At 39.1% G+C, this 25,174-nt stretch carries 21 protein-coding genes and 1 tRNA gene; 10 read left to right on the plus strand and 12 right to left on the minus strand.

Annotation, left to right across the window (positions count from 1 at the left end):
- Positions 1 to 8 precede the first annotated feature (8 nt).
- Complete coding sequence (locus LDL79_RS01420) at positions 9 to 848, minus strand: aminotransferase class IV (protein ID WP_225598876.1); 840 nt, start codon at positions 846 to 848, stop codon at positions 9 to 11.
- A gap of 53 nt (positions 849 to 901) precedes the next feature.
- Entirely contained in the window at positions 902 to 1,294 is a 393-nt protein-coding gene (locus tag LDL79_RS01425) for an START-like domain-containing protein (RefSeq protein ID WP_072984836.1), read from the minus strand.
- A 168-nt stretch (positions 1,295 to 1,462) separates the two neighbouring features.
- On the opposite strand from LDL79_RS01425, the gene LDL79_RS01430 reads away from it, so the two are divergent.
- The 8 genes from LDL79_RS01430 to LDL79_RS01465 all read left to right on the plus strand — a co-directional run bounded on the left by LDL79_RS01430 (position 1,463) and on the right by LDL79_RS01465 (position 7,498).
- Positions 1,463 to 1,536, plus strand: a tRNA-Met gene (locus LDL79_RS01430).
- 527 nt (positions 1,537 to 2,063) lie between these two features.
- Positions 2,064 to 2,345: a helix-turn-helix transcriptional regulator gene (locus tag LDL79_RS01435; RefSeq protein WP_225598877.1), complete on the plus strand. Its 282-nt coding sequence runs from the start codon at positions 2,064 to 2,066 to the stop codon at positions 2,343 to 2,345.
- A 67-nt stretch (positions 2,346 to 2,412) separates the two neighbouring features.
- Positions 2,413 to 3,630: a primase-helicase family protein gene (locus LDL79_RS01440; RefSeq protein ID WP_225598878.1), complete on the plus strand. Its 1,218-nt coding sequence runs from the start codon at positions 2,413 to 2,415 to the stop codon at positions 3,628 to 3,630.
- A 185-nt stretch (positions 3,631 to 3,815) separates the two neighbouring features.
- Positions 3,816 to 4,670 carry a toprim domain-containing protein gene (locus tag LDL79_RS01445; protein WP_225598879.1) on the plus strand — a complete coding sequence of 285 codons (855 nt, stop codon included), beginning with the start codon at positions 3,816 to 3,818 and terminating at the stop codon, positions 4,668 to 4,670.
- A gap of 87 nt (positions 4,671 to 4,757) precedes the next feature.
- Complete coding sequence (mbpA, locus tag LDL79_RS01450) at positions 4,758 to 5,054, plus strand: mobilization protein MbpA (protein ID WP_225598880.1); 297 nt, start codon at positions 4,758 to 4,760, stop codon at positions 5,052 to 5,054.
- On the plus strand, positions 5,051 to 5,875 hold the full coding sequence (locus tag LDL79_RS01455; RefSeq protein WP_225598881.1) for a relaxase/mobilization nuclease domain-containing protein: 825 nt from the start codon (positions 5,051 to 5,053) through the stop codon (positions 5,873 to 5,875). Before mbpA ends, LDL79_RS01455 begins: the two co-directional genes overlap by 4 nt.
- Complete coding sequence (locus LDL79_RS01460) at positions 5,872 to 6,186, plus strand: DUF6730 family protein (protein ID WP_225598882.1); 315 nt, start codon at positions 5,872 to 5,874, stop codon at positions 6,184 to 6,186. The genes LDL79_RS01455 and LDL79_RS01460 overlap by 4 nt, the downstream gene beginning before the upstream one ends.
- A gap of 196 nt (positions 6,187 to 6,382) precedes the next feature.
- Positions 6,383 to 7,498 (plus strand): ATP-binding protein, encoded by a 1,116-nt coding sequence (locus tag LDL79_RS01465; RefSeq protein ID WP_225598883.1) that lies wholly within the window; start codon positions 6,383 to 6,385, stop codon positions 7,496 to 7,498.
- A gap of 4 nt (positions 7,499 to 7,502) precedes the next feature.
- On the opposite strand, the gene LDL79_RS01470 is transcribed toward LDL79_RS01465, so the two are convergent.
- Positions 7,503 to 8,705: a site-specific integrase gene (locus LDL79_RS01470; protein WP_225598884.1), complete on the minus strand. Its 1,203-nt coding sequence runs from the start codon at positions 8,703 to 8,705 to the stop codon at positions 7,503 to 7,505.
- 421 nt (positions 8,706 to 9,126) lie between these two features.
- Between LDL79_RS01470 and LDL79_RS01475 the strand changes: the two genes are divergently transcribed.
- Complete coding sequence (locus LDL79_RS01475; protein ID WP_009779656.1) at positions 9,127 to 9,708, plus strand: helix-turn-helix domain-containing protein; 582 nt, start codon at positions 9,127 to 9,129, stop codon at positions 9,706 to 9,708.
- On the opposite strand, the gene LDL79_RS01480 is transcribed toward LDL79_RS01475, so the two are convergent.
- The 9 genes from LDL79_RS01480 to LDL79_RS01520 form a co-directional block, all read right to left on the minus strand.
- A complete protein-coding gene (locus tag LDL79_RS01480; RefSeq protein ID WP_225598885.1) occupies positions 9,705 to 10,391 on the minus strand; it encodes a phosphonatase-like hydrolase in 687 nt (228 codons plus the stop codon). The genes LDL79_RS01475 and LDL79_RS01480 overlap by 4 nt on opposite strands.
- 6 nt (positions 10,392 to 10,397) lie before the next feature.
- Positions 10,398 to 11,552 (minus strand): TIGR03364 family FAD-dependent oxidoreductase, encoded by a 1,155-nt coding sequence (locus LDL79_RS01485; protein ID WP_225598886.1) that lies wholly within the window; start codon positions 11,550 to 11,552, stop codon positions 10,398 to 10,400.
- On the minus strand, positions 11,542 to 12,819 hold the full coding sequence (locus LDL79_RS01490) for a DUF5690 family protein (protein ID WP_225598887.1): 1,278 nt from the start codon (positions 12,817 to 12,819) through the stop codon (positions 11,542 to 11,544). Before LDL79_RS01490 ends, LDL79_RS01485 begins: the two co-directional genes overlap by 11 nt.
- Before the next feature lie 247 nt (positions 12,820 to 13,066).
- On the minus strand, positions 13,067 to 14,110 hold the full coding sequence (locus LDL79_RS01495; RefSeq protein WP_225598888.1) for an alkaline phosphatase family protein: 1,044 nt from the start codon (positions 14,108 to 14,110) through the stop codon (positions 13,067 to 13,069).
- Between the two features lie 8 nt (positions 14,111 to 14,118).
- Entirely contained in the window at positions 14,119 to 15,702 is a 1,584-nt protein-coding gene (locus LDL79_RS01500; protein WP_225598889.1) for a fibronectin type III domain-containing protein, read from the minus strand.
- Positions 15,703 to 15,704: 2 nt separating this feature from the next.
- A complete protein-coding gene (gene pbfA / locus LDL79_RS01505; RefSeq protein WP_225598890.1) occupies positions 15,705 to 17,060 on the minus strand; it encodes a (R)-1-hydroxy-2-aminoethylphosphonate ammonia-lyase in 1,356 nt (451 codons plus the stop codon).
- Between the two features lie 9 nt (positions 17,061 to 17,069).
- Positions 17,070 to 18,722, minus strand: a complete 1,653-nt coding sequence (locus LDL79_RS01510) for an alkaline phosphatase family protein (protein WP_225598891.1) — start codon at positions 18,720 to 18,722, stop codon at positions 17,070 to 17,072.
- 86 nt (positions 18,723 to 18,808) lie between these two features.
- Positions 18,809 to 20,251 carry a SusD/RagB family nutrient-binding outer membrane lipoprotein gene (locus LDL79_RS01515; RefSeq protein ID WP_225598892.1) on the minus strand — a complete coding sequence of 481 codons (1,443 nt, stop codon included), beginning with the start codon at positions 20,249 to 20,251 and terminating at the stop codon, positions 18,809 to 18,811.
- A gap of 11 nt (positions 20,252 to 20,262) precedes the next feature.
- Entirely contained in the window at positions 20,263 to 23,478 is a 3,216-nt protein-coding gene (locus LDL79_RS01520) for a SusC/RagA family TonB-linked outer membrane protein (RefSeq protein ID WP_225598893.1), read from the minus strand.
- Between the two features lie 495 nt (positions 23,479 to 23,973).
- On the opposite strand from LDL79_RS01520, the gene LDL79_RS01525 reads away from it, so the two are divergent.
- Complete coding sequence (locus tag LDL79_RS01525; protein WP_225598894.1) at positions 23,974 to 25,119, plus strand: efflux RND transporter periplasmic adaptor subunit; 1,146 nt, start codon at positions 23,974 to 23,976, stop codon at positions 25,117 to 25,119.
- Positions 25,120 to 25,174 lie beyond the last annotated feature (55 nt).

Here is a 25,174-nt window from a genome sequence, read left to right on the forward strand (position 1 = left end):
TTGCTTTCTTAACCTAAGCGCGCTTTTGTATTTAATTTACCTAAGAGATTTTTAGCTACTGTATTAGTGTATGTTTTCTTACGATACTTGCTAATTGGCTGAATGCCTACGATAGCATTTGTAATAAACAATTCATCTGCCTTTTGGAGCTCAAAAGGAGATATCGCTGCTTCCTCTAGTGTAAAATCGTCTAATTTAGCAATGATCTCAATCAATTGCTTACGTATAATTCCGCGGAGACATCCCTCATCAAGAGGCGGCGTTTTAATCGTAGATCCTTTTACAAGAAATAGATTTCCATTTAACGCTTCAACTACCGACTTGTTTGTGTTGAGCAATAAGCAATTGGCATAATCATTCTCTTTTGCAAAAATGCTTCCGGTGACGTGAATGATTTTATTTGCTGTTTTTAATGTAGAAAGAAGATCTGCATTGACGTAATGATCTTTATATAGCTCTACCTCGTAATGGTCTTCCGTTAGGGTGAAAAAGGGATCCTTTAGCTCTTTAGCAAAAATATAGAAAGAAACGTTGTTATCTTCGGGCAAATACTTACCGCCCTCATTGCGGGTCACTGTGAGTCTGAGACTTGCTGCTTGATCCTTTAAATTTTCAGCCTCCACTACTTTTAGAAGTTCGTCCTGTAAATCTTCAAGCGTAAAACCCATAGGGATTTCCATACGCAGGATACGCATAGAAGCCATAAGTCTAAAATAATGATCTTCCCAAAAAAATAATTTTCCACCAGAATACCGTATGGTTTCAAAAACTGCATCTCCGTAAAGCATTCCCCTATTGTGTGCAGAAAATTGTGGTGTTTCGGTAAGTGTTCCGTTAAAATTGATCATAAAAAAAGTCCCTTTTTTCAAAGGGACAAATATATAATTTAAGAATAGGTTATTTAGTTTGAACCTATGATATGTTTTAATTCAGAAATCTGATTTTCCCAAAACATTTTCCCCTCGTCGATCTCATCTTCCTCGGCAAAATCTGTAACGATCAAAGACACATCTTTTGTGATCTCATCTACAACAATACGCAGTTCAAAAAAGTAAAGATTCTCATCTTCTACGTCATCCATCCATCTGAATTTGATGCGCTCATCACTCTTTTTTCCTAATAACTTTGCTTTTTCTTCACTTCCATTCCAGATGAAGGTGTAATACTCGCCACGTGAATTCACGTTATCGGCAAACCACTCAGACATTCCTGATGGCGAAGACATATATTGATATAATAACGACGGTGAGGCCTGTATAGGGAACTCTATTTCAAATTTTACTTTTTCTTCCATTGATTCTTTACTAGGTTGGGCTGCCAATATAAATATTAATTACAGAGTAAAAAAGATTAGCACTAATTTTTTATTTTAATATTAAGATGCTTGCCAACTTGATAAATGTTATTATATTTGCACCCGCTTAGGAAAAAAGCCTCGGCTTTCTTTTTAAGATCAAAATTTGGCGAGGTAGCTCAGTTGGTTAGAGCGTCGGATTCATAACCCGGAGGTCGGGGGATCGTGCCCCCCTCTCGCTACTTGATTATCAGGCAGTTACAAAATTTTGTAACTGCCTGACTCACAAAAGGTACAACATAGGTAAAACTTTAACATTTTTAACACTTAAAAATGACCGTGTTCTACCAATCTGAATCAATTGAACTCATATCTAATTATCTACTATTTCTCTTCTTAAATAGTTCAATTTCCTTTTTATACAAGTTAAAAAACTTGTATTCCATTTACAATACTTAAACTTTTTACTTGGCTTGGTCAATAAAAAGACGTTTTCTAGCTCTTTGAACAGGTCTGAATTATACCTCTCTTAGACTTCAATTGTTGATAAGTACTCTAAACCTTTAAAAGATCCATTCAATTTGAAGTCTTATGTGAATGAATAATTTCAATTGATGTCAAAATATATGGTTTGCTTTTAATCCATTTTGTGTATAAAAATGCGCTTAGTATAAGCCTTTAAACTTACCTGCTACTTACTTTTATCAAAGGAATTCTATAAAAAAGAAACAAAGCGCTTTGTTCATTATTCATTTTAAAAACGAATATTATGAACACGATTAAATTAGACGAAAGGCTGGAGAGAATTGAATCGCTTCTGCTCGCCCAAAAAAAAGTACTTACCATTGAAGAAGCCTGCGATTATACAGGTATGTCTCGCAGTTACCTTTACAAATTGACTTCGACCGGAGTAATACCACACTGCAAACCCAGTGGCAAACTCATCTATTTCGATATTGATTTGCTAAACGAATGGCTTTTAAACAATCAACAAGATTCTCATTTTCAACTTGAAGACAAGAATCGTAGTTCAACTTCTAAGAAACGTTGATTAGTTCACTAAACACCCCTTCTCCTTATGGATGGGGTGTTCCATTTTCATTTAAACATATCTTATTATGAAAGCCATACCCTATATACGTGTAGGAACATCTTATTACAAGTTAGTCAAAGCGCCTACGATTGCAGGTCACTTTAATGAATTCTTAATTCCTTGGAGTATTGAAACCATAAGACAGGATCACGGTAAAACCTATTTAAGTAACATATCGAAGTATGATGGGTTTACCTGTATTCCCAGTCATACTGATTTTAAACCGGAATACTATCATTTTTATAACACCTACTCTTCGCTTAGCAAAAAACCACAGCAGGGAACCATAATTTATACTCAAAAATTCATCAAACATATTTTCGGAGAGCACTATGAGTTCGGACTGGATTACTTACAACTACTATACTTGCGGCCAGTTCAGATACTGCCGATTTTATGTTTGGTATCCCGGGAACGTTCCACCGGTAAAAGCACCTTCTTAAAGTGGTTGAAAATCATTTTTGAAAACAATCTCACCTATCTGACTAATGACAGTTTTACCAGTCAGTTCAACGCAGATTGGGCCAATAAATTACTTATCTGTATTGATGAAGTACTCTTTAATAAAGAAGAACTCACCGAACGCATTAAATACCTGAGTACAACCAATATTAATATGCTTGAAGCGAAAGGCAAAGATAAACGAGAGGTTGAGTTTTTTGGCAAGTTTATCCTCTGCAGCAATAACGAAGACAACTTTATTAAAATAGATGGAAACGAGACCCGATTTTGGATTCGAAAAATACCCAAGCTTGATCTAGAAGTAACTAATTATTTAGAACATCTTGAAGCGGAGGTTCCAGCATTTCTATATTTTTTGGAACATCGTAAAATATATTCAAAGCATACTACCAGAATGTGGTTTCATTCAAGTCAAATTAGAACAAAAGCACTAACCCGTTTAGTGCTTAATAATCGAAACCGGGTAGAAAAAGAACTTGCGGAGATTCTGCTTTTGGCATTAGATCATTTCAACCTTACTGAAATTAATCTGTGTCCTATTGATGCTTTGAACCTCTTGAGTAGAACCAGAATCAAAACAGATCTTACTCAATTGAGAAGGCTGCTTAAAAAGGATTGGAGGCTCACTAATAAATCCAATACGCTTTGCTACCAAAAACTACTGATGTGGCAAGACGGATCGCTACAGTTTACAGAGGCCAAAGGAAGATACTTCACCATCACTAAGGATTTTTTAATTGAAAATTTTGATGCAGTGATGAATGATGAAGCTGAAGACTAGTATTTATAACTATTGAAGTACTCATCACTTATTCATCTTTAAATCATCAAAATAAAAAGTGATGCAGATGAAAAAAAAAGAATGATGAGCCGATGCACTTTTGATGATTTAAGAAACCTAGAATCTATAAGGGATAGAAGCTCAAAACATCACTTCATCAAAAAATAACTACAAAGTAAAGCCTGATGAAAAAAGAAAAACTATCGTGTGAACAAGCCCGAAAAATATCCATCGTTAAGGCGCTGGAATTTTTAGGGCACCTTCCCACTCGCAATACGGAAAAGGAAGCTTGGTTTCTGAGTCCCCTGCGGTCAGAAACCCAAGCCTCCTTTAAAGTCTCTAAATCTTTAAACTGCTGGTACGATCACGGACTGGGTAAAGGCGGCAACTGTATCGATCTCGTCTGTGAGCTTCAGAATATAACTATACGTGAAGCTTTAGCAATTTTAGCTCAAGTAAATACCGGAAACTTTGCGCTTCCAAAAGCACAACAAGCAAAGGTCAAGGAATCTGGAATTGTCATCAGACAGGTAAAACCGATTCAACATCCGGCATTATTAGCCTATCTGAAAAGTCGAAAAATTAATCCGGTTGTAGCGCAGGGGTTTTGCCAAGAAGTGCATTATACCATTAAAGAGAAGTACGGTTTTTCAATTGGTCTAAAAAACAATTCCGAAGGTTGGGAACTGAGAAACAAATATTTCAAAGCATCAAGCTCTCCAAAGGACTTGCGATGGATCACTAATGGAACTCAAAACTTGATCGTCATAGAGGGAATGTTTGATCTGTTATCGCTGGTTACACGCTTTCCAAACTTAATACGGGAAGCTGATTTTCTGATTTTAAACTCCATTGCTTTTGCTGAAAAAACACTCCCCTATTTTGACACCTACACTACTGTTGAATTGTATCTCGATCAGGATAAAGCCGGAAGAAAAACAAATTCATTCTTTCTGAACACTACTGCTACGTGTATTGATAAATCCAGTTTCTATAAAGCGGAAAAAGACCTCAATGCCTGGCTGATGAAAACGCATTAAAATGATTTCTGGGAAGCAGGGCAAGATGTGTGGCTGTGGCCACAATCTTGCTTTGCTCCCGATGGTTGCAAAGAAAAAAAACAAACGATGAAACGAGCACTTATTAAATTCAGATGTAGCGTGTATGAGAAAAAATTGCTGCAGGTAAAAGCAAAAGCTGCAGGCTTGAGCCTGAGTGCTTTTTGCAGAAGAAGTTTGTTGGAGCAACAGATCACCGAGCGGATGAATGAAGAGCATATTCATACCTATAAAATGCTGGTGAAGTATCACAACAATTTTAAACGCATCGGGAATATGTATAAGAAAGGTAATCCAAAACTTAGTGAGGAAGTCATTCAGGTAGCTAAAGAAATCAAGAAACATTTAAAAACCATAATGAAATGATTGGTAAAGGCAGTGCTATATCCAGTACCCTTGGTGCGTTACGTTACGGTAATGATCCAAACAAACAAGCAGAGCTAGTATATAGCGATCTGGTGGTAGGCGATACTGCTGAAGAAATCACCCAAGAATTTAAAGCCGTGCAAGCCCTCAATCAAAATTGTGAGCGCAACACGTTGAGTTTTGTTCTAAGTCCAACGGTAACCGATGGAGCTCAAATGATCACTGAAGATTTAGGTAGACTCACTAAAACCTTTATTCAACATATGAAATTACAAGAGCGCCAGGCGGTCGCTTATGTACATCGGGACAAAGCACATACCCACATACATCTCTATGTGAATCGCATCGATCTAAAGGGTAAGTCTTATACTGATAGTTTTATCGGAAAACAAAGTCAGTGGGCTGCTGAGCGGACTGCAAAGCAAATGGGTATTCAAACCGTACAGGACGTACAGCTTGAGAAAAATAAAGCTTTAGCACAGACGCGAGGTGAAATTCATAAAGCTCATCAGCAAGTTATTCAAGGTTCCACCAAAGATCTTCAGACATACATCAATCATATGCAAAAGCAGCACATTACCGTGATACCGGTGATCAATAAATCCAAACAGCTGCAGGGGTTTCGTTTCGAATATAAAGGTCAAAACATTAAGGGAAGTGAAGTGCATCGCTCAATGTCGGCCAGTAATTTGCTTAAATCCATCAACCGCGCCAAAGCTGTTGTGTTATCTGGAGGAAGCATTCCTATTGCACCAAGCTTGGCCAAAGCTGTGGCTAAGAAAGTATTAAAACTAGTAATCGATAAAGGAATTGGAATATGACTAAACTAGAACACCTATCAGAACTACTGGTTGAAGAATTGCATTCATTCAAACAAGAGGTCAATCGTTTAGAACGAATTGAACAAGGTCTTAAGAGTACCTCCATACAAGCAGATAGCTCCCAAATTGAAAAGATGGTCGAAACGCATCTTAGAAAATTGGAACTGGATCAAATCTCGCAGCAGGAAAATCACAAGGAACTGCTAAGCAAGATCAAGCGTACGCGAACGATCCCCAATTGGCTTGTCATCTTAGCCCTGCTTCTTTTTCTTTCACAAGCCTTTTGTATTGTCTTTCTATTGCTGCGCTAAGAAGTGAAATTGGAATTAATTTTTTCTTTCAAAAAGACCTGTCTTTTGTGAAGGCCTTTCCGAAAGAAAAAATTGTGGAAAGGGATTTTAGGTGTAAGCTTCTGCTCAAACCAAACTGCTTAAAAATACAATAAAATCATTTTTAGAGAATACAATCCCTAAAAATAGCTATATTTGGGGAATACAATCCCTAAATATGATTAAAAGAAGTTTAGAAGAAAATATAGAGAATCGATTTGGTACAGGTAAAGCGATTCTTTTAATTGGCCCACGACAAGTAGGTAAAACTACGCTTTTTAATAAGCTGCTAGAGGATAAAAAATACCTGTTTTTAAATGGGGATGATCCTACTGTGCGTAAACTACTTTCAAATCCCAATTTAGAGCAACTTAAAAATATCATAGGGAACTACAAAATTGTATTTATCGATGAAGCTCAGCGCATAGATAACATAGGACTTACATTAAAACTAATTACGGATCAACTCAAGTCGGTTCAACTGCTAGTGAGTGGGTCATCTGCTTTTGAATTAAACAATCACACTCAGGAGCCTCTTACGGGCAGAAAATGGGAGTATCAACTCTATCCAATATCTTGGACAGAATTTGAATCTAATGTAGGGTACTTAAAAGCTGAACAGCAATTAGAATTACGTGTGGTTTACGGAATGTATCCTGACGTGATTAACAATTTTGGTGAAGAAAAAGATATTTTAAAGCAACTTACCGATAGCTATTTGTATAAAGATATTCTAAGCTATGGTGGGATTCGTAAGCCTGAAATCTTAGAGAAACTTTTAAGAGCATTAGCATTTCAAATAGGTAGCGAAGTAAGCTATAATGAGCTAGCTCAATTATTAGGTATTGATAAAAAAACAGTAGGTACGTATATTGATTTACTATGCCAAGCATATGTTATTTTTAAACTACCAAGTTTTAGTAAAAACTTACGAAACGAAATTAAGACCAATCAAAAAATCTACTTCTACGATACCGGTGTTCGCAATATGATTATAGGTGATTTAAATCCTATGGAAATACGCCAAGATAAAGGCAACCTCTGGGAGAATTTTTTAATTGCCGAACGTTTAAAGCATAATGCGTATACTGGTTCATTAGCCAAAGGCTATTTTTGGAGAACGGTATCACAACAAGAGATTGACTACGTAGAGGAAGAGGCAGGAAAACTAAAAGCTTTTGAAATTAAATGGAATCCTAAAAGTAAAGTAAAAGTTCCTAAGGCTTTTATAGAAGCCTACAATGTCCAAATCGAAGTGATTAACAAAGATAATTTTAGATTTTTTTTAAAATGACCTATCAAAAATTAACAACATTATCTAATGCATCATCTACATCATCCTGCATGAAATTGGATTGATACATAATCGTAGTTGTCACTGATGAATGCCGATATAATTTCTGCAACATTTGAATGGGAATTTTACTTCCGGAAATATTACCGAAACTGTGACGAGCAATATGCATACTCAGTTTTTTAGAAATCCCTAGGTGCTCAGCAATCTTTTTTAAATGACGATTACAGGTGCGGGTAACTGTCTTAATTCGTGTGCGAAGTATTTTAGCATCTTTAGGATCTACAAAGCGTAACTCCTGAAATACAAAATCGTCTTCAGCTAAACTCCTATAATATTCTAGTATAGGTTTTGCCTTCTCAGGAATTTTTAATGAAACTAACTTTTGGTTTTTTCCCATTCTATAACGTAATCTATTGTCTATAAAATCAGACCATTTCAACTGGAGTACATCCCCTACTCGTATTCCGGCAAAGTAAAAGCTGATTAACCATATATTCAATGCATGTTGTTGAGATGGCGTTAAGCCTTGAGCATCTTCTAAAAGTTTCACTTCTTCGACATTGAGACCTATTTTATCTGACTCTAAAAATTTAATTGTATATCCACCTCTGCCAAATGGATAATGGTTGCGTTCTGCCCACTTCTCTCCTATTGCTATATTATAAATCGTTCTTATGGCGATCATATAATTTACTGTAGTACGGTGCGCTAAACCAACCTCATTTTTAAGATAAGCCTCAAAACGTTTTAAAAGGTCAACTGTTATTTCATTGAAGTGTAATTTTTCTGATTTGGCAAAAGCTTTAAACTTATCCATTCTACTTTTAACTACATCGCGTTGATGAAACTGACCACGCTCTTCAAGCCGTCGCAATTGAATCTTTACCGCACTGAAAAAATCAAACCGATCCTTTTTTACAATATTGGTTTTAATAGTTGAAACAGATTGATATTCTTTTTCGGACTCTGCATGAAGCAGTCGCTTATTGGCTTCACTCAACTTTGATAGAATTAGCTGGTTAATGTAAATTGCATCAGGATGTGACTTCCTCACTAAACCTTTTTGCTGGTTCCATTGCATCTTATCAATATATTGACCTGTAAAAATGTAGGATGTTTTTCTGTCTTTTGTAATTCTTATGGCGATTGGGTACAACAATCTCGCATTTGGTTTATTTCGAAGTACTGTTTGAATTGAGGCCATGATCTGGAAATTAGACCATTAAATTACTAAATTTTAGGTACAACATAGGTACAACAAATTGCCATTTTCCTTGATATCAATTGATATTATGTAAAATAGAATTTTATTTAACTAATTGATTTTGAGTGTTTTTGATGTTTTTTAGTGTGCGATTTTGAATTTTCATAACCCGGAGGTCGGGGGATCGTGCCCCCCTCTCGCTACAGAATTTAAAGGCAGTTGCAAAAGGCAATTGCCTTTTTTTATTCCCGTACTTTAAGCGCTTTTAAGTTTTAAAAGTCAGCATTTTATTCAGCTTCTATCAAAATTATGTGCTGCTGTGCAAATACACCAAAGTTTTAAGATATTTACAAATAGTAAAAATCCTCGAGGCAAATCTCGAAGTACTTAACCTCGATTATCGAGTAAAATTTAGGCAAAATTGGAAGATTATATCATTGGCATTGGGAAGCGCATTCGCGAAATCAGAAAAGAAAAAGGACTTACCATCAATACCGTAGCTTCTAGCGCCGAAGTGAGTAACGGACTTATCTCACGCGTTGAAAACGGACGTACGATTCCCTCGCTACCTGTTCTTCTAAATATTATTGCTGCACTAGATACTGAAGTTGCCTCCTTCTTCAATAGTTTACCTCAAGGCGGAAAAACAGCATTTATTGTTTCACGCAAAGAAGAACATGCTATTATTGAAAAGGAAGACGATGCTAAAGGTTTTCAATACAAATCTATATTTGGAAAATCGCTTTCATCGATCGCTTTTGAAGCAGTGCTACTCGAAATACAGCCGGGATCTGAGCGTGGCAAAGTAGAAACCGACGCTTACGAATTTAAATATATGCTTAGCGGAAGCTGCGTCTATAACATAGGAGATGAAGAAGTCACCTTACACCAAGGAGATTCTATATTCTTTGACGGTAGAATTCCCCACGTACCTATCAATCGCACGACTGCACCAACATCGATGCTGGTGCTTTATTTCTATTTAAAAGATGCTGAAAACTAGGACTTGATCAATAGCGCTTCGAGTTCTGTTAGCGTATTTAAAATATAATCAGGGTTTGCCTTTTCTAACTGTTCGCGTGTTTGTGCACCGCTCAAGACACCTACGGTTAAACCACAATTGGCATTTTTACCTTCAATAATATCGATTTCAGAATCCCCTGCTTTAAGTACTTCTGCCGGATCTGTGACTCCAAACGCGTTCATCGCTTTTTGAATCATATCAGGTGCGGGCCTGCCGTTTTCTACATCATCTGCTGTAATAAGCATATCGATATCCTCTCCTACATTCCATTCTAATTTAGCTAAAAGTTTTGTCGCAGTTTTTTCATCATATCCCGTATTGAGTACCACGTAAATATCCTGCTTCCGTAAGGCTTTAAAAAAGGCTAACATCCCTTTAAACGTGTCGATATCCAACGTATCGTATGCCAATTCTAAAGCTGGTTTAAAGGCTGCAAAAGCTGTAGCTGCCTCTTTTTTCACTTCTTTAGAAGCGGTGCAATTGGTCAATACATCGGTAATGGCTTGGTGCTTTTCTTTGCCTGCGCCATACTCCAAAACCTGATCAAGGCTAACTTCATATCCCAGGTCATTGATTACTTTTTGAACCGTCTTATAAACGATATTATTTTCATTAACAGTAGTTCCTGCCATATCAAAAACGGCAAGTTTTATAGTATGCATACGTATTTAATTAAGTATAGTTTCTAGATGATGTTTTGCAAAACCGGCGCTTCCGGTCATTCCTTTTCCGCCGATGCCTGTTGCAACATGAATGCGAGCGTCGATATCTTTTAAGAAAATATCCTGCGTTTTACACTGCGAGTAAATTCCATACCAGCGGTCTTGGATTTCGTAAGTAGGTAAATCGAAGATCTTTTTGGCTTCACCGATCATAAAATTGTCAATGTTCATATTCAAATCATAGCCCAAATCTTCAATTTTATCTGCATCGGCATATTCGTGTGAATCTCCCAGAATCACCGAGCCGTCTACCGCCTGTTTAAATAGAATATGAACACCCCATTTTTTCTCTAGACCTTCAGGATCTTCTTGGGCTTTTATCGCTTGAAAGGAAGGACACTCATAAAATGCCTCATAACGCCTGATAGACAATCCCGTCAAAATTGAACCTGGCAATTCAAAATTATGCTGTGGCTTGGTTTGCATCATTTGTAATTTAGAAAGCTGCAAATCACTTTCGTAAAACAAGTGCGGATACAAAGTTTTAAAGTCGCTTCCGTTACAAATAAGCACCTGTGAAGTAGAAAATTGTGTACCTGCAGCAGTAGTCACTTCTACTTGATCTAAAAGTTCTTCCAGGTTTATAACTTTCGTATTTGTAAATAAATCCAAACCTTTTTGTGCAACAAGATACTGCTGCAAGCGGTGAATCATTGTTCGTGGTTCTACCGTTACCTCCTCTGGAAAAAACAGACCGGCCTTTACATAATCTGCCCGTAAACCGGGATATTTTTCAAGACATTGCGCCTTGGTAAGTAAGGTTGAAGAATATTCATTTTGCTTATTTATAGCGGAAAGTTCTTCGATAAGTTGTACTTCTTCAGCGTTAGAAGCGAGATACACCGAGCCGTTTTGACGAATTGTAATATCAAATTCATTCTGAATCGCTTTATAAATAGCTAAGCTTTCCCTTCCAAAATTTTGCCACTTGGTGTTCATCCCAGACGGAACAACCTGCCCAAAATTACGGGTTGTAGCTCCCTGAGGTCTGCTGCTTTGCTCCAAAACCGCGACGCGTAATCCCTTATTTAAAGCGTGATATGCATGAAACGTGCCCAGCACTCCCCCGCCTACAATGAGTAGATCATATTTAGTTTTCATAAGCCATAATATTAAAATTCGCTTTGCGATGTTTTTTTCGCAAATAGAAAAAGGAAACAACCACACTTACACTCCCAATGACCGAAAGCCAGTAGGCGCCATTGATAAAAAACTTCAACCAGGAGATCGTACTCATCCCAAAATTCTTGTAGAGCAAGACCGCCATACTCCCTAAATATCCAAAAGCATCTGCCAGATAAATTAAAAAACCGGCGTTGCCTTTAATTCGAAAGGCAGCAATAAACCTATCAAAGAACAGTGCATTAAAAGGAACGTAGCAGATGTATAAACCAAATCCCGAGATCACCATCCATAAAAAAGGGTTGAGCAGTTGCGCTTGCAACAGAAAGGTGGCAATACCTACTGAAAATGTACCAAAAAGTAATATGCCGTGATACGTAAGTAAGGCTTTCAAATTATCTTTGATCGCATATACTGACGCCAAAATGATCAGAACCAAAAAGGCCACCACCAGTTCTGAAGTGCTGTACACAGAAATATCTCCCGCATAGCCCAGGCCGTCCCAAAGTTCGCGCGCATAATTATCTCGCAAATCTCTAAACGCAGTAAGCACGGTATAAAACAGAATAAGAATAAACAAGGGTAAAGCAAATTGCTTGATGACTTTGCTTCGGTCTTTGGGTCGCATGGGAACACGCGCAACCCGTAAAGCTTTGTCTTCTTGTGTAGGTTGTGGCACGGTTTCTAACAAACGGGCAAAAAGCACTAGTGGAATTATAAACAATGCTCCGGTAACGGCCGGCATCCAAAACTGTGTAACACCCCAACTTGCCATTACCCATAAACCTATAGATTTTACAACACCACTCGAAACGATAAAACTGGTGCATAAAATCACGCCGAGAATTTCGGTATATTTTCTTCCTTCAAGGTAAGAGAAAACAATCCCCCAAATCATTCCCAGCGGCAATCCATTAAAAAACAAGAAAATGAAATTGTAAGGTTGGGATACCCAGCCAAAAAGAATTAACGCTACTTCAGAAATCCCTATCAATCCCAGGAGATACATTAAACGCTGCCGCGGTTCTAATTCTGAAATTACTTTTATACCAATAAATTTAGAAAGCATATATCCTAAAACCTGAGTGATGATAAGGACTATTTTGTAGTCGATACCCAAAACACTTAGATCTTCAAACGTGGCAACAGCAAACGGCTTTCTAAACGCATACATACAGAAATATGCACCAAAAGCAGCGATAGATGCCTTGCTCACAAATGCCAAATCTTGTTTTTTAATGCCCATAGTACTTCTTGAATAAACCGGCCGAAAGCTTTAAAACCTATCGACCGGTATTTTAAAATTTAAATAAAAACAAGCACCTCAAACATAAATAAAAGTTTACTTATAATAAAATTAAAGTCTATTTAATTGAATTTATTTTACAAATAGTAAACAAGTTTAAAGCATACCATTGAGGCTTTGGTTAGAATCTAATTTTGAATTTAGAGGCAAGCCATTAAGTATTAAATGCTTTGGCGGTGCAAATAAACTAGTTAAGTATTTCCTCGATTAGGGAAACTATGCGCGTAGGATGTAATTGCTCTACAGATCGTACTTCGCCAAGTGCGGCTCCGCCCTTTCCTAAAATAATCAACCACGTCTCGTCTGCGCCTTTGATGTCACTGCCGTGACTCCTCCAAGTATCTAAAGGCTGCGTTCCCCTACCGTGATCTGTGGTTATGATGATCGTAGTTTGATCTTTATAAAACGGATCTGACTGAATAGAATCCCATAATTCTTTGAGCATCGCATCGGTAGTATGTGCCGAATGTAGATAAGCATCATATTCGCCGTCGTGTGCAAAATCATCGGTTTCTCCATAAGCGATGTAGACCAAACTTGGGTGTTTCTTTTTTAGATATTCCAAAGCATAATGGTGGGTAAAAGCATCGAGACGTACACTTCCCCACGGACTCGGAATTTCCTTTTGCAACTGATTTAAAAAGACTTCACGATCTGTGAGTGGTAGTGTTTCTGCCGAATCAAAAGCTGCATTCACCGGAACACCACTGCGTTCTTCATTGATGATAAATGGAAAAACATCCCAACTGCTAAAGGCTGCTACCTTATCCTTGTATGCTTCGGTGTTATTTATTTTTTCTAAAATGGTGCGGTTGGGATTCTGAATTTTAGCATTACTGGTTATACGCTCATCATCAGCTTTTCCTGTAAGAATTTCATTGTATCCGGGATATGAAAACCACATCGCATTCGTCAAATTCACTTTACTGCCTAGGGTTCTGTTCCCGTGTATTTCTCCCAAGTTCACCACTTCATTCCAGATAAAAGGCAACAGCGCTTTGCGTCGTGCTTCGGGTGTAGAACGCCAAAATTCAGCCTTTAAACCAGAGGTATCTTGTACATAATTTTTATTGGCAATCAACGCAGGGTCTGCTCCGGTAAACAATTCTTGCCAGCGGAAACCGTCGAGTGTTACTAAAACTACTTTTTGCTCGGTCGCTTCTTGTGCAACTGCCTTGTTGATTCCTGCAATCGCAATACAGAGGATCGCAGCGATTAGTTTAATTTTCATAATCCTTTTTAATTTGTTTTGAAGCTAGCTACTTCTGACCAATTACTCCAACTCAAGTATTGATCGCGATAACGCACACGCCAGAAATAGGTTGTTTGTGGTTTTAAACGCGCTAACATTTCGTCTGTAAGATCATCGTCTTTTTGCCTATTTTCCTCATAGTACCAGTTTTCTGCCTGTTTCCAACGGTCTACCTCCGGGTTTTCAAAATTAGTAGAAGTAGCCAGCTGCCAATGCGAAGCGGTATGTGTGCTCGTCGCTCGTCCTCCTTCAAAACCTGAAGCTTTCAAGGTGATTTTTGTAGTCGCTATTTCTTCCTCTTTAGGCGAAAGTGCTTCTGGAGCTTTTGGTTTTTGATTCAGTTTATAGACTGTGATTTCATCTGTAACTTCATTGTCTTTTGGGTTTATGGTATTTCCGCGACTAATGCGTTTCAGGCTAATTTTTGGATCTGCAGGATTAGGATCTACATTGACCATTACAAAACCATACTCGTCCTGTGTAACGGTAAACTCGTCGTAATCGCGCCCTTCAAATTCGCCCCAATTGTCAATTGCCCCACCGGCCGAAGCAACATTTACCCAAAGATGATTGTGGTCTCTCGACTGCCCGCGGGAATAGCCGTGGGTGTGCCCAAAGAAATGCACACTTGGTTTTCCTGTTTTGTCTGAAAATGCTTCGAGCATTTTGACCACTTTCCCGGTAGATTCTTCCTCTCCCGGAATCCATAATTCTGATTTATACGGGTGATGCAACTGCGCGAATACAAAATCGATATCATCAGCATTCTCGGTTTCTTTAAGTACATTTTCAAGCCAGGTATACTGCTGTCGCAGATCGCGATATTCATCATTAGAATCTAAACCAATGATACGCACGTTTCCGTAGTCTTTATACCACCAATGCTCTGCAAAAGCGGGATCACCATTTTCTGGCAGACTGAAATATTTAAAGAAAAACTGAGAATTTTGTTCGTGATTTCCGGGAACCGGATAAACAGGCACCTCAGAAAATAGTTTTTCTGAAGGTTTAAAAAAATCGGTGTTCCACTGCTCGTAATTACTTCCCTGAGCGACCAAATCACCAGGAATCATAACCAAAGCCAAATTATCGGGTACTTCACCCCCAAACTGCTCCTGTAGATACTTCATAATCCCTTCATTGACCACTTCATTAAACTTATCGGGTTGACTACGATCTATTTGCATATCACTCATCGCGATCAGGTTAAAGGCTTCTGCCTCTCCAGAAAACGGAGGGGTTTTAAACTGAAAAATGTCAGACGTGAGTTTATCGGTTTTTACACGGTAGTAATAGGTTGTAAAACGTTTTAAACCCGTAAGCTGCACCTCGTGCAATCGCGAGGCTCCAAAAGTCACTTTATACGAACTTCCCTCAGCCAATTTCCCCAGTTTTTCTGAAGTGCCATACTCAACAATACTTTCACCATCTATGGCGGTTTCCCATTTGATGATGATCGAATTTGGTTCGGCGTCTTGTAAATAAGGTTTTACAATAAATGAATTTTCCTGTGCTTGTATAATGCCATAAAAAGAGCACATTAAAAGCAACAAATAGGTTTGTAATTTCATAGTTATGCTTGTGTTATTTTGTAGAAAGCTGTTCTTAGAATGTTCAGCGCTTCAGCGAGTTGAGTTTCAGTTATGGTAAGTGCGGGACAAAGCTGCAATACATTTCCTTTAGAAACTTTAAAGCTCAACCCGTTTTTAAGACATTCATACATTATAGTTTCAGCCTGTGCTGAAGCTTTTTCTTTAGTCACCCGACTGGTAACCAGTTCGATTCCCCATAAAAGTCCGATGCCGCGCACATCGCCAATCAATTCAAAATCGGCTTGCAGCTGATTCAGTTCGGCTTGCATCATTCCTTCTAGATAAACCACGTGTTCGAGTAGGTGTTCTTCTTCGATTATTTCTAATGTAGTGCTTGCTGCCGCTGCACCCATCGGACTTTTTTCAAAAGTGTAATGCCCTAAAGAGATGTGATTAAATTGATCAAACTCCTTTTTAGTAACTATCGCCGCCTGCGGAATGATCCCGCCTCCAAGGCCTTTTCCTAAGCACAAAATATCAGGAATAATATCATAATGTTCATAAGCAAACAGTTTTCCTGTGCGACCAAGGGCAATGGGAATCTCATCTAAAATGAGTAATACGCCATATTGATCACAAAGCTTGCGGGCTGTTTTCCAAAAGTGTTTTGACGGAATTTGAGCATCGGTATTGCGTACTGTTTCTGCTAGAAAAGCCCCGATCTGGTTGTCTTTGGCAAGAACATATTCGAGATATTCTAAAGCTTTTTCTTCATTATTCTCATAAATCCCACGATATGTGATAGGCGGAGGAATACGCTCTACACCCGGCATCATAGGTCCCATTTCCTCCCTAAAAACCGATTCTCCACTCACGCTTACTACATCAAGAGAAGCGCCGTGAAACGAATCCCAAAAGGAAAGCACTTTGTATTTTCCGGTTACCGCTCGAGCCAATTTCAAAGCGATTCCCACAGCCGAACTTCCGTTTGGAGTCATTAAAATTTTGTCTAAACCGGCAGTGAGACTGGTCAATTTCTCAGCAAAATTTATTGCTGTTTCGTTGGTGTAGCGTCGTGTCGAAAAGGTAAGCGCATCTAGTTGTTGTTTTAAAGCTGCTACAAGTTTAGGATGTGAAAATCCTAACTGATGCACGTTGTTTCCGTGGAAATCAAAATAATCCTTACCAGAAGTATTGGTGATCAACGCACCTTGAGCATTTGCCAGAACATCAAGACAAGGCGTTGATAAAGCCTGGTGCATAAAATACCGGGCATCTTTCTCCAGCAAGGTTTTAGCTTCGGTAGAAACTTGGTCTTTAAGCCACGTTTTTCTGGCTTCCGAAAGGTTGATATCCCCTTCTACGATCATCTCATTTTTTGAAAGCTTTTCTTTCATCCTGATGTTTTAGTCTTGACTCAATTTATCTGCAGGAATGATTTGTTTACCAATTCCCGGCCCCTGGTATTTGGCATCCAAATAATATCCGCCACCGCCATTAAAATACTCAATTTTAAGCGTATGCTTTCCTTTTGCTAAAGATACGCTGCCACTTCGCTCCTGCACACCGTGGTCGCCATCGTTATTTACCACAAGTTGGTTATCAACATAAAGCGTGCTTCCGTCATCACTTGTCGTGTAAAACGTGTACTCACCTGGAGTCGAAACCTCCAATTGCGCTGTAAAGACCACTGCGGTATTTGCTACTTCAGAAATTTCATCAAGAACTTCGGTTGAAAACTCCATCGTAACTCCCGATTGCTTAGGTTTCTTATTTGTAAAATCTGGAAGCGCACTTAAAGGTTCTTCCTGAAAGATCGCATAGGTCACCCCGGGCTTTTTTGATACGGAAACCAAACGATAATTTCCTTCTGCAATTTTGCTTTGGATTTTGCCTTCTTCTACAACTATTGCACGTACGAGCGTGGTTTGATCTACGTAAAACGGCGCATCATATTTTACCGCATGTTTAGCACTAGGGTCACTCCCATCTAGCGTATAATAAATGCTCCCTGAAGCATTAGGATTGTTTATAACCACCGAAACCTGCTCCTCTTGGAACAATCCTCCGGCCGGTGCATAGGGTCCGTTTTGTGGTTTAAATTGAGGGGCTTGTAAAGCTTCTAACTTTTTATACTTCAAAACCGGTTTCTCATACCCTACAAAAGCGCTTTTTACCGGTCGACCTATCCACGCTTGCGGAGTTTCTAAACCAGCAATGAAAGCCACTGTTGCCGCGTTGTCGTATTGATACACAGTCTCTTCGATGGCATACCCTTTTTTTACACATTTTCCATAAAGAATAAACGGAATAAGCACCTCATCGAGCGATTCACCACCGTGCCCTTTTCCGAGACCGCCGTGATCTGAAGACACGATAAAAACCGTTTCCTCAAAAATCCCTGCATCCTGAGTCGATTTGATAATATCGCCTATGAGCAGATCGGCCTTTTCTACCGCTTTGTAATAACTGGCGCTGCCGTGACCTTCACTATGTCCTGCGTGGTCCACGTGGTCCAAATGAATAAAAGTAAAGTCTGGTTTATGCGCTTTGATATAGTTGATGGCTTCTTGAGTCGTTTTATCTTCGTGGTCAGCATCAATATCAAAATCAACATCTGCCGGATTGTACAATCTCCCAAAACCATCCCAATCGTAAATGGCGCCAACGTGTGCTTCCGGCTTTTGATCGTGGAATAATGTGAAAATACTAGGAAAACGACTATCTCCTCCTGAAACTACCGCAGGAAGCGTATAATCGTTTACTTCCCAGCCGTTGGAGGTAATTCCGTGTTGTTCGGTACCTGCGCCCATAAGCATACTCGCCCAATTAGAACTTGAGCTCGAAGGTAAAACCGACCGCGCTTGAAGTGTGGAAGCGCCATTTTTAATGAGACTATCCAGCACCGGTGTTTTGGCATTTTGAATTCCATTGGGACTCATCCCATCTACCCCAATAACCACAAGGTGTTTAATACCAGGTTCTGGTTCATCGTTTGTATCGCAGGCTACTAAAATCAACACAGCGAGCGCAGTGCTTAACTTTAAAAACTTATTCATAATTAGCTGTTTCATATCTAAACTAAAAACAGGTAAGGGTTACTCAACAAACTTGAGCAACCCAACCTGAGTTTTGAAGTTGATGGTTAGTAACGGGTACCGGTTTCCCACCAGCCTTTTACATTGATATTATCTCCACCCATTGCACCTACAGCTGCTTGATAATTGGCGGTATTCAACGTTTGCTCTGATGAAGGATACAAGAAACGCACAGGGTACAGATCTCCATTGAGGCTGTCTGGTCCCGGTTCTAAAGCCGGCAAACCGGTTCTTCTGTAATTGAACCAACCTTGATAATCTACATTCCAAAGGGCGATGGTTTTCTGGGTCAATAGTAATTCTAAAGAACCGTCATAAGCTACCGCCGGTTGCGCTAAATACGCCGTTACGTCAGCATCGCTTACCCCCCAGTAATTCATACTCGCTCGTACTCCCTCGTTATAATACGCTTCAGCATTACCGCTTATGATTCCACGCGCTACGGCTTCGGCTAAAATGAATTGTACTTCTGAGTTTTTCATAATAAAAGCTTCGGCATCTGTTGCTGAATAATAAAACAAATCAACATCTAAACGACTCGGACTATTTGCATCATCAAAAGCACGTGCGTTATCTTGATTTAGACCGATAGGCATTCCTACCCAGTTTCCATCGCTGTTACGATCAAACCAAATATCTAATCGAGGATCGTTAAATCTGTTGAAATACTCTAAGGCGGTATCGCATAAACTCTTCTCATCAAAGCCACCAATACGACCCGTGCTTTGTGGCCAAGAATCTGTATTTGAAGTTCCGCTATAGATTAAGGTTGCATTATCTGAATTAGAGTTGATGTAGTTTCCTGCATTTACAATGGCTTGCATCGCTGAAGACACATCGCGCTGTTTTGAGATACGCAATAAATAACGCAAGCGTAAGGCGTTTGCCAATTTTCTCCACTGTGCAGGGTTGCCATCGTAGATCACATCTCCAGAAGCGCCGCTTATGCTTTGATTTTGGGCTAAGGCAGCATCTGCAGCTGCCAGATCTGCCAAAACGCCGTCGTAGATCATTTCCTGATTGTCGTAAACGGGTGTAAAAATCCCTTCAGATTGACCGGCTAAAGCTTCAGCGTAGGGTACGTTTCCGTAGAGATCTGTAAGGTTTGCAAAACACAACGCACGCAACGTAAGTGCAATACCCTCATAAGTGCTGTTCTGTGTTCCTTCGGCACGAGAAATCTCTAGAATATCGTCGATTTCCGGAAGAATTCCGTAGAAAAAATTCCACATTCCCTGATCTCCCCAATCAAACTGCGCAAAACCCGGAAAGTTATTTTTTGCCATCAATTGGGTGATCGTGTTACCGTCACTATAGCCCTCTTGAGTAAGCGTTCTGGTAATTTCTGAAGTTACCGTAGAAGTAAGCAAGTTTGCACTTACTGCTTCTGGAGCATTTGGGTTGGTATTGATTTCTTCAAAATTGTCTGTACAGCCAGTTATCAAAAGACAAGCGAGTACAAAAATTTGTATGATAGTTAGTTTTTTCATCGTGTGTTTTCTTAAAATTCTAGATTTAGATTTACACCATAACTGCGCGTACTAGGCAGTGCCATATCTTCAACTCCGGGAACAATGGTGCCTCCTGAGAATGAAATACTTTCCGGATCTACGTGGTCATTTTCTGTCCATAACGCCAGGTTTCTACCTACAAGCGAAATAGTTGCAGAAGTAAACGGCACAGTATTAAACCATTTCTTAGGCAAATTATAGCCTAGTTTTACCTCTCTTAGTTTTACATAAGTTGCGTCAAACATAGAGCTCTCTTCATTACTACGGTTATACACGTGCGAATAGTAGTTTGAAGCTGATACGTTTTGTGTATTGGGCGAGTAAGACCCGTCGCCATTTTCTACAACACCTGCCGCTACAATACCTGTTTCTCTGCCCGGCACTGTAAAATCAAGCATTCCTGTAGTTCCCCCAATGGCCACAGTGCGCGAATGAAATTCTCCTCCTTGTCTCCAATCAAAAAGAAAACTGAAGTTGAAATTTTTATACTGAAAGCTATTCTGGAAACCAACCATAAAGTCCGGACTGTAATTACCCAATTTTCTCAACTCGTTATCTACTATAGGAAGACCAGAATCCGGATTGATAATCCACTGACCAAAATATTGACTATTAGGGTCTTCAACCTTACGGAAACCGGTACCGTATAAATCGCCTATGCGCTCACCAACTCGTGCTCCTACGGTCAAATAGTTACTCTTGATCGTGTAAAAATCTAGCCCGTCTGTAAGTTCTTTAACCTCACCTCTGTTTGTGGTAAAGTTGATCGAAGAATTCCATCGGAAATTATCGGTACGTACCGGAGTGGCATTCAAGGTAATTTCTAAACCGCGATTTTGAACTTCTCCCGCATTGATCACCCGCGAACTGTATCCCGAAGTATTAGATACCGGAAGCGATATAATTTGGTTCTTTGTCGTCGACTGATATACGGCTACATCAAGACCTAAACGATTTTTGAAAAAACGCACATCGGCACCCAATTCTATTGAATTGGTTTTTTCAGGCTTTAAATCAGAATTTCTTAATTCTGAAGGCGAATACACTCTCGAGAATCCGTTAAAGGTATCACCAAAACCATAGGTTGCAGCAAGGTTGTATGGGCTGGTATCGTTACCTACAACCGCATAACCTCCTCTTATTTTTGCAAAGCTGATCGCTTCTGGCATTTCAAACATATCAGAAAGAATAGCACTTACACCTGCAGAAGGGTAGAAATAACTGTTATTATCTTCGGGAAGTGTAGAAGACCAATCATTTCTGGCGGTGAGGTCTAAAAACAAATAATTTTTATAGGCTAAATTACCAAAGGCATAAGCACTGTTTACTCTAAATTCGCTGTCATAATCATTTGTCGTAAGCGGCTCTGCAGCGTTTCCGAAGTTATAAATCGCAGGAATTGAAAGAGAATTAGCACTTATACGCTGATAACGATTTTTCGCCACACGATGGTTTGCTCCAACAGAAATACCAAAATCTAAATCATCGGTAAGCACTTTGTTGTAAGACAAAAGGAAGTCGGTATTTTGTTCTTGAGCAAAAATATAATCCTCACGATATTGCCCATTAGGGAAACGCTGCGTTGAGTATGCTCGTTTGCGCATATCAAGCTCATTTGAATAGTCGAGCCCTGTACGAAACATAAGATCTAAACCTTCTGCCAGTTTAAGATCGGCGCGCATATTTGTGATCACACGGTCACGGTTAAAGGCATTGGTGTTTTCATAAACTGTGAAGAATGGATTGTCGTGATAGTTGTAGTTATAATTAAACTGCTGCACGTTTTCTAAGCCCGGCTGCCAGTAGTCTCTAAGACCATTCATATCGATATGACGCCCAAACCAAATCCATAAATACATCACGTTTTCCGTTCCATAGGAATTGTTAGGACGGTTGTCTGAATTAGAATTGATGTAATTCATCGACGCAGTGACTTTTAACCAATCGGTTAAATTATACGAACCATTGATCGCGTAAGTGCGTCTTTTAAAATTTGAATTCGGAACAATACTTTCACTATCTAAATCTGTAAACGAAACTCTAAAGTTTCCATCTTTATTAGCGCCGGTAAAAGCGATGTTGTTACTCATCGTAAAACCGGTTTCAAAAAAGTCTCTAATGTTATCGGGATGCGCAACAAAAGGCGTTGCGATGATCTCATCTGCAAAAGTTCCATCAGCATTACGCGGTCTCAAATTGACATCACCTGCTCTAAATCCGCTTGTCGTCGGACTATCGTGCTGCGGAATTAACTGGCCGTTAAGTGCAGGTCCCCAGCTCTCATCAACGTGATCGTTTACACCACCTGTTATCGAGCGGTTTTGACCACCATCATTAAAAGCAAACTGACCGTTTGAACCTTGACCGTATTCATTTTGATATTCTGGTAAGGTAAGTAAGGTCTCAAAAGTAGAATTGTGATTAAAAGAAACACCAATTCCTTTAGTTCCTCTACCCGACTTTGTAGTGATCAAAACAACACCATTTGCACCACGCGAACCGTAAAGTGCTGTTGCGTTAGGCCCTTTAAGTACGGTCATTTCTTCAACATCATCAGGGTTGATATCCATTGCGCCGTTACCAAAGTCAACTCCCATGTTTCCGTCTCCTCCGGCATTATTAACGTTGTTATTAATAGGAATTCCATCTACAACAAAAAGCGGGGAATTGGCATTAGGACTCGGATTTAAAGAGTTTTCACCACGAATGATGATCTGTGAACTTGAACCTACTCCACTATTCCCGCCGGTAACCCGTACACCGGCCATTTTACCAGATAATGAGTTTACAACATTGGTTTCCTTAGCTTCAGCGAGATCATCACCTTCTACTTTTTGTACGGAGTATGCGAGTTTTTTGGTAGATCGCTTGATCCCTAAGGCCGTTACCACAACCTCATCAAGACTTTGAGCATCCTCTTCCAGTACGATCGTAATTTCAGATTTTCCGGTTATATCTACTTCCTGAGATTTGAATCCCATAAAGGTTACTTCAAGTATATTTTCATTTTCAGGAACAGCTATAGTAAAGTTTCCGTCAAAGTCGGTTACCACACCTACAGTAGTGTTTTTAACCACAACACTTGCCCCCGGAAGCGGCATTCCGTTAGTGTCTGTCACCGTACCTTGAAGCGACCTATCCTGAGCGAACAGCACAGTAGCCAAAAAGAACAGCGTAATTTGTGTTACATAAATTAGTTTTTTCATTGCTTGGATCAATTATTAATATTAGTAAATAATTAATCACAAATTTTGTCATATTTTGACTATATGTAAACTTTTGAGTTTTACGAAATCTTTAACAGCGTTTAAAATTTAGGTTGCCCCTCTGTACTATCTTATCTCAAAACGTCACTCTTAGGACAAGAATCAGATAAACGTTAAGGAATTATTAATGATTTTCATTTATGGTTTGGCATAATCTAAAAAAGAGCTGCAAAAAGGAAAATCAACCTCATTCTTACCGATGTTTCTCAAGCAGTAATCTTAGCATCATAGTCAAGATCTACGCCTCACAACTTGATCAATTTCCACAATAGTGTAGAATTTTTCTACACTATTCTACAACTGTCCCCATACTGTTTTTCCTCTAAAACTGCGCTAAACCCCTATAAAACAACACAACATGATTCCTGCAGCTTACTATTGTCGTTTAGGTCTCATTCTTGAATACTATTATGTGGAAACCTAAAAAATTGAAATATGAATTATTTAAATAACCCCAATACAAAGTTTGCGATCATTCTAGCGCTTTGTCTTGCTGCTTTTACATCTTGCCGAGAGGAAGAGGTAGAAGACGAAGGATTGCCATTACCGGTAATCAGCTTACAAGAAACCAGCGCTGCTAAGAATTTTGAATACATCGGCTCTATAGAAGGTGTTGAATCTGTTGAGATCAGACCTCAAGTTGATGGCATTCTAGAAGAAATATATGTTGATGAAGGTGAGTTTGTTGAAAAAGGTCAGCCTTTATTCAAAATAAATAGTCAGCCGTATATGGAAGACTATAAAAACGCCATGGCTAACGTAAATCTTGAAAAAGCTAAACTAGAGAAAGCAAAAAGTGACGTTGAGCGTTTACAACCCCTTATCGATAATGAAGTGATTTCTGAAGTACGTATGAAATCTGTTAAAGCAGATTATCAAGTGGCACTTTCTTCTTTACAACAAGCGCAGGCACAAGCAGCCAATATGCGTATCAATTTAGATTTCACCACGATTAAAGCACCTGTAAATGGTTTTATGGGACGTATTCCAAAATCAATAGGTAACGTGGTGAAGAAAACAGATTCAGAGCCGTTGACTAATCTTTCTAATGTAAATGATATCTATGTTTATTTTTCTATGAGTGAGTCTGACTACCTCTATTTTGAGCGTGCGAAAAATGACAAAACTTCAAAGAAAAACAAGGTAAACGATCAGGTTAAACTAGTCCTTGCTGACGGTTCTATTTATGAGCACGGTGGTAAGATTGATGCCAACTCCGGTCAAATTGATCGTTCTACAGGTTCGATTACTTTAAGAGCAAAATTCAATAATCCGGATACCTTACTACGCTCTGGTAACACCGGTAAAATCTTGATGGAAGAGATTTACCCATCTGCGATTCTCGTTCCACAAAGCGCTACGACCTTTATTCAGGATAAGAAATTTGTCTTCATTCTTGATGAAAACAATATTGCTCAGCGTCGTGAAATCATCACAAAAGGACGCTCTGGTGATAATTATATCGTAGACTCAAAAAGCTTATCTCCTAAAGATCGCATCGTGGTTTCGGGATTAGATAAATTGGCTTCAGGTATCAAGGTAAAACCGCTTCAAAGAGGCCAGCTTACCAGCAGTCTATAACATCCTAGACACATTTTTAGAGTTCTTATTTCGTATTAAGTCTAATACCGAAACA

Origin of the sequence: Leeuwenhoekiella palythoae, from assembly GCF_020310025.1 — a bacterium.
In the GTDB taxonomy this organism is placed as follows: domain Bacteria; phylum Bacteroidota; class Bacteroidia; order Flavobacteriales; family Flavobacteriaceae; genus Leeuwenhoekiella; species Leeuwenhoekiella palythoae.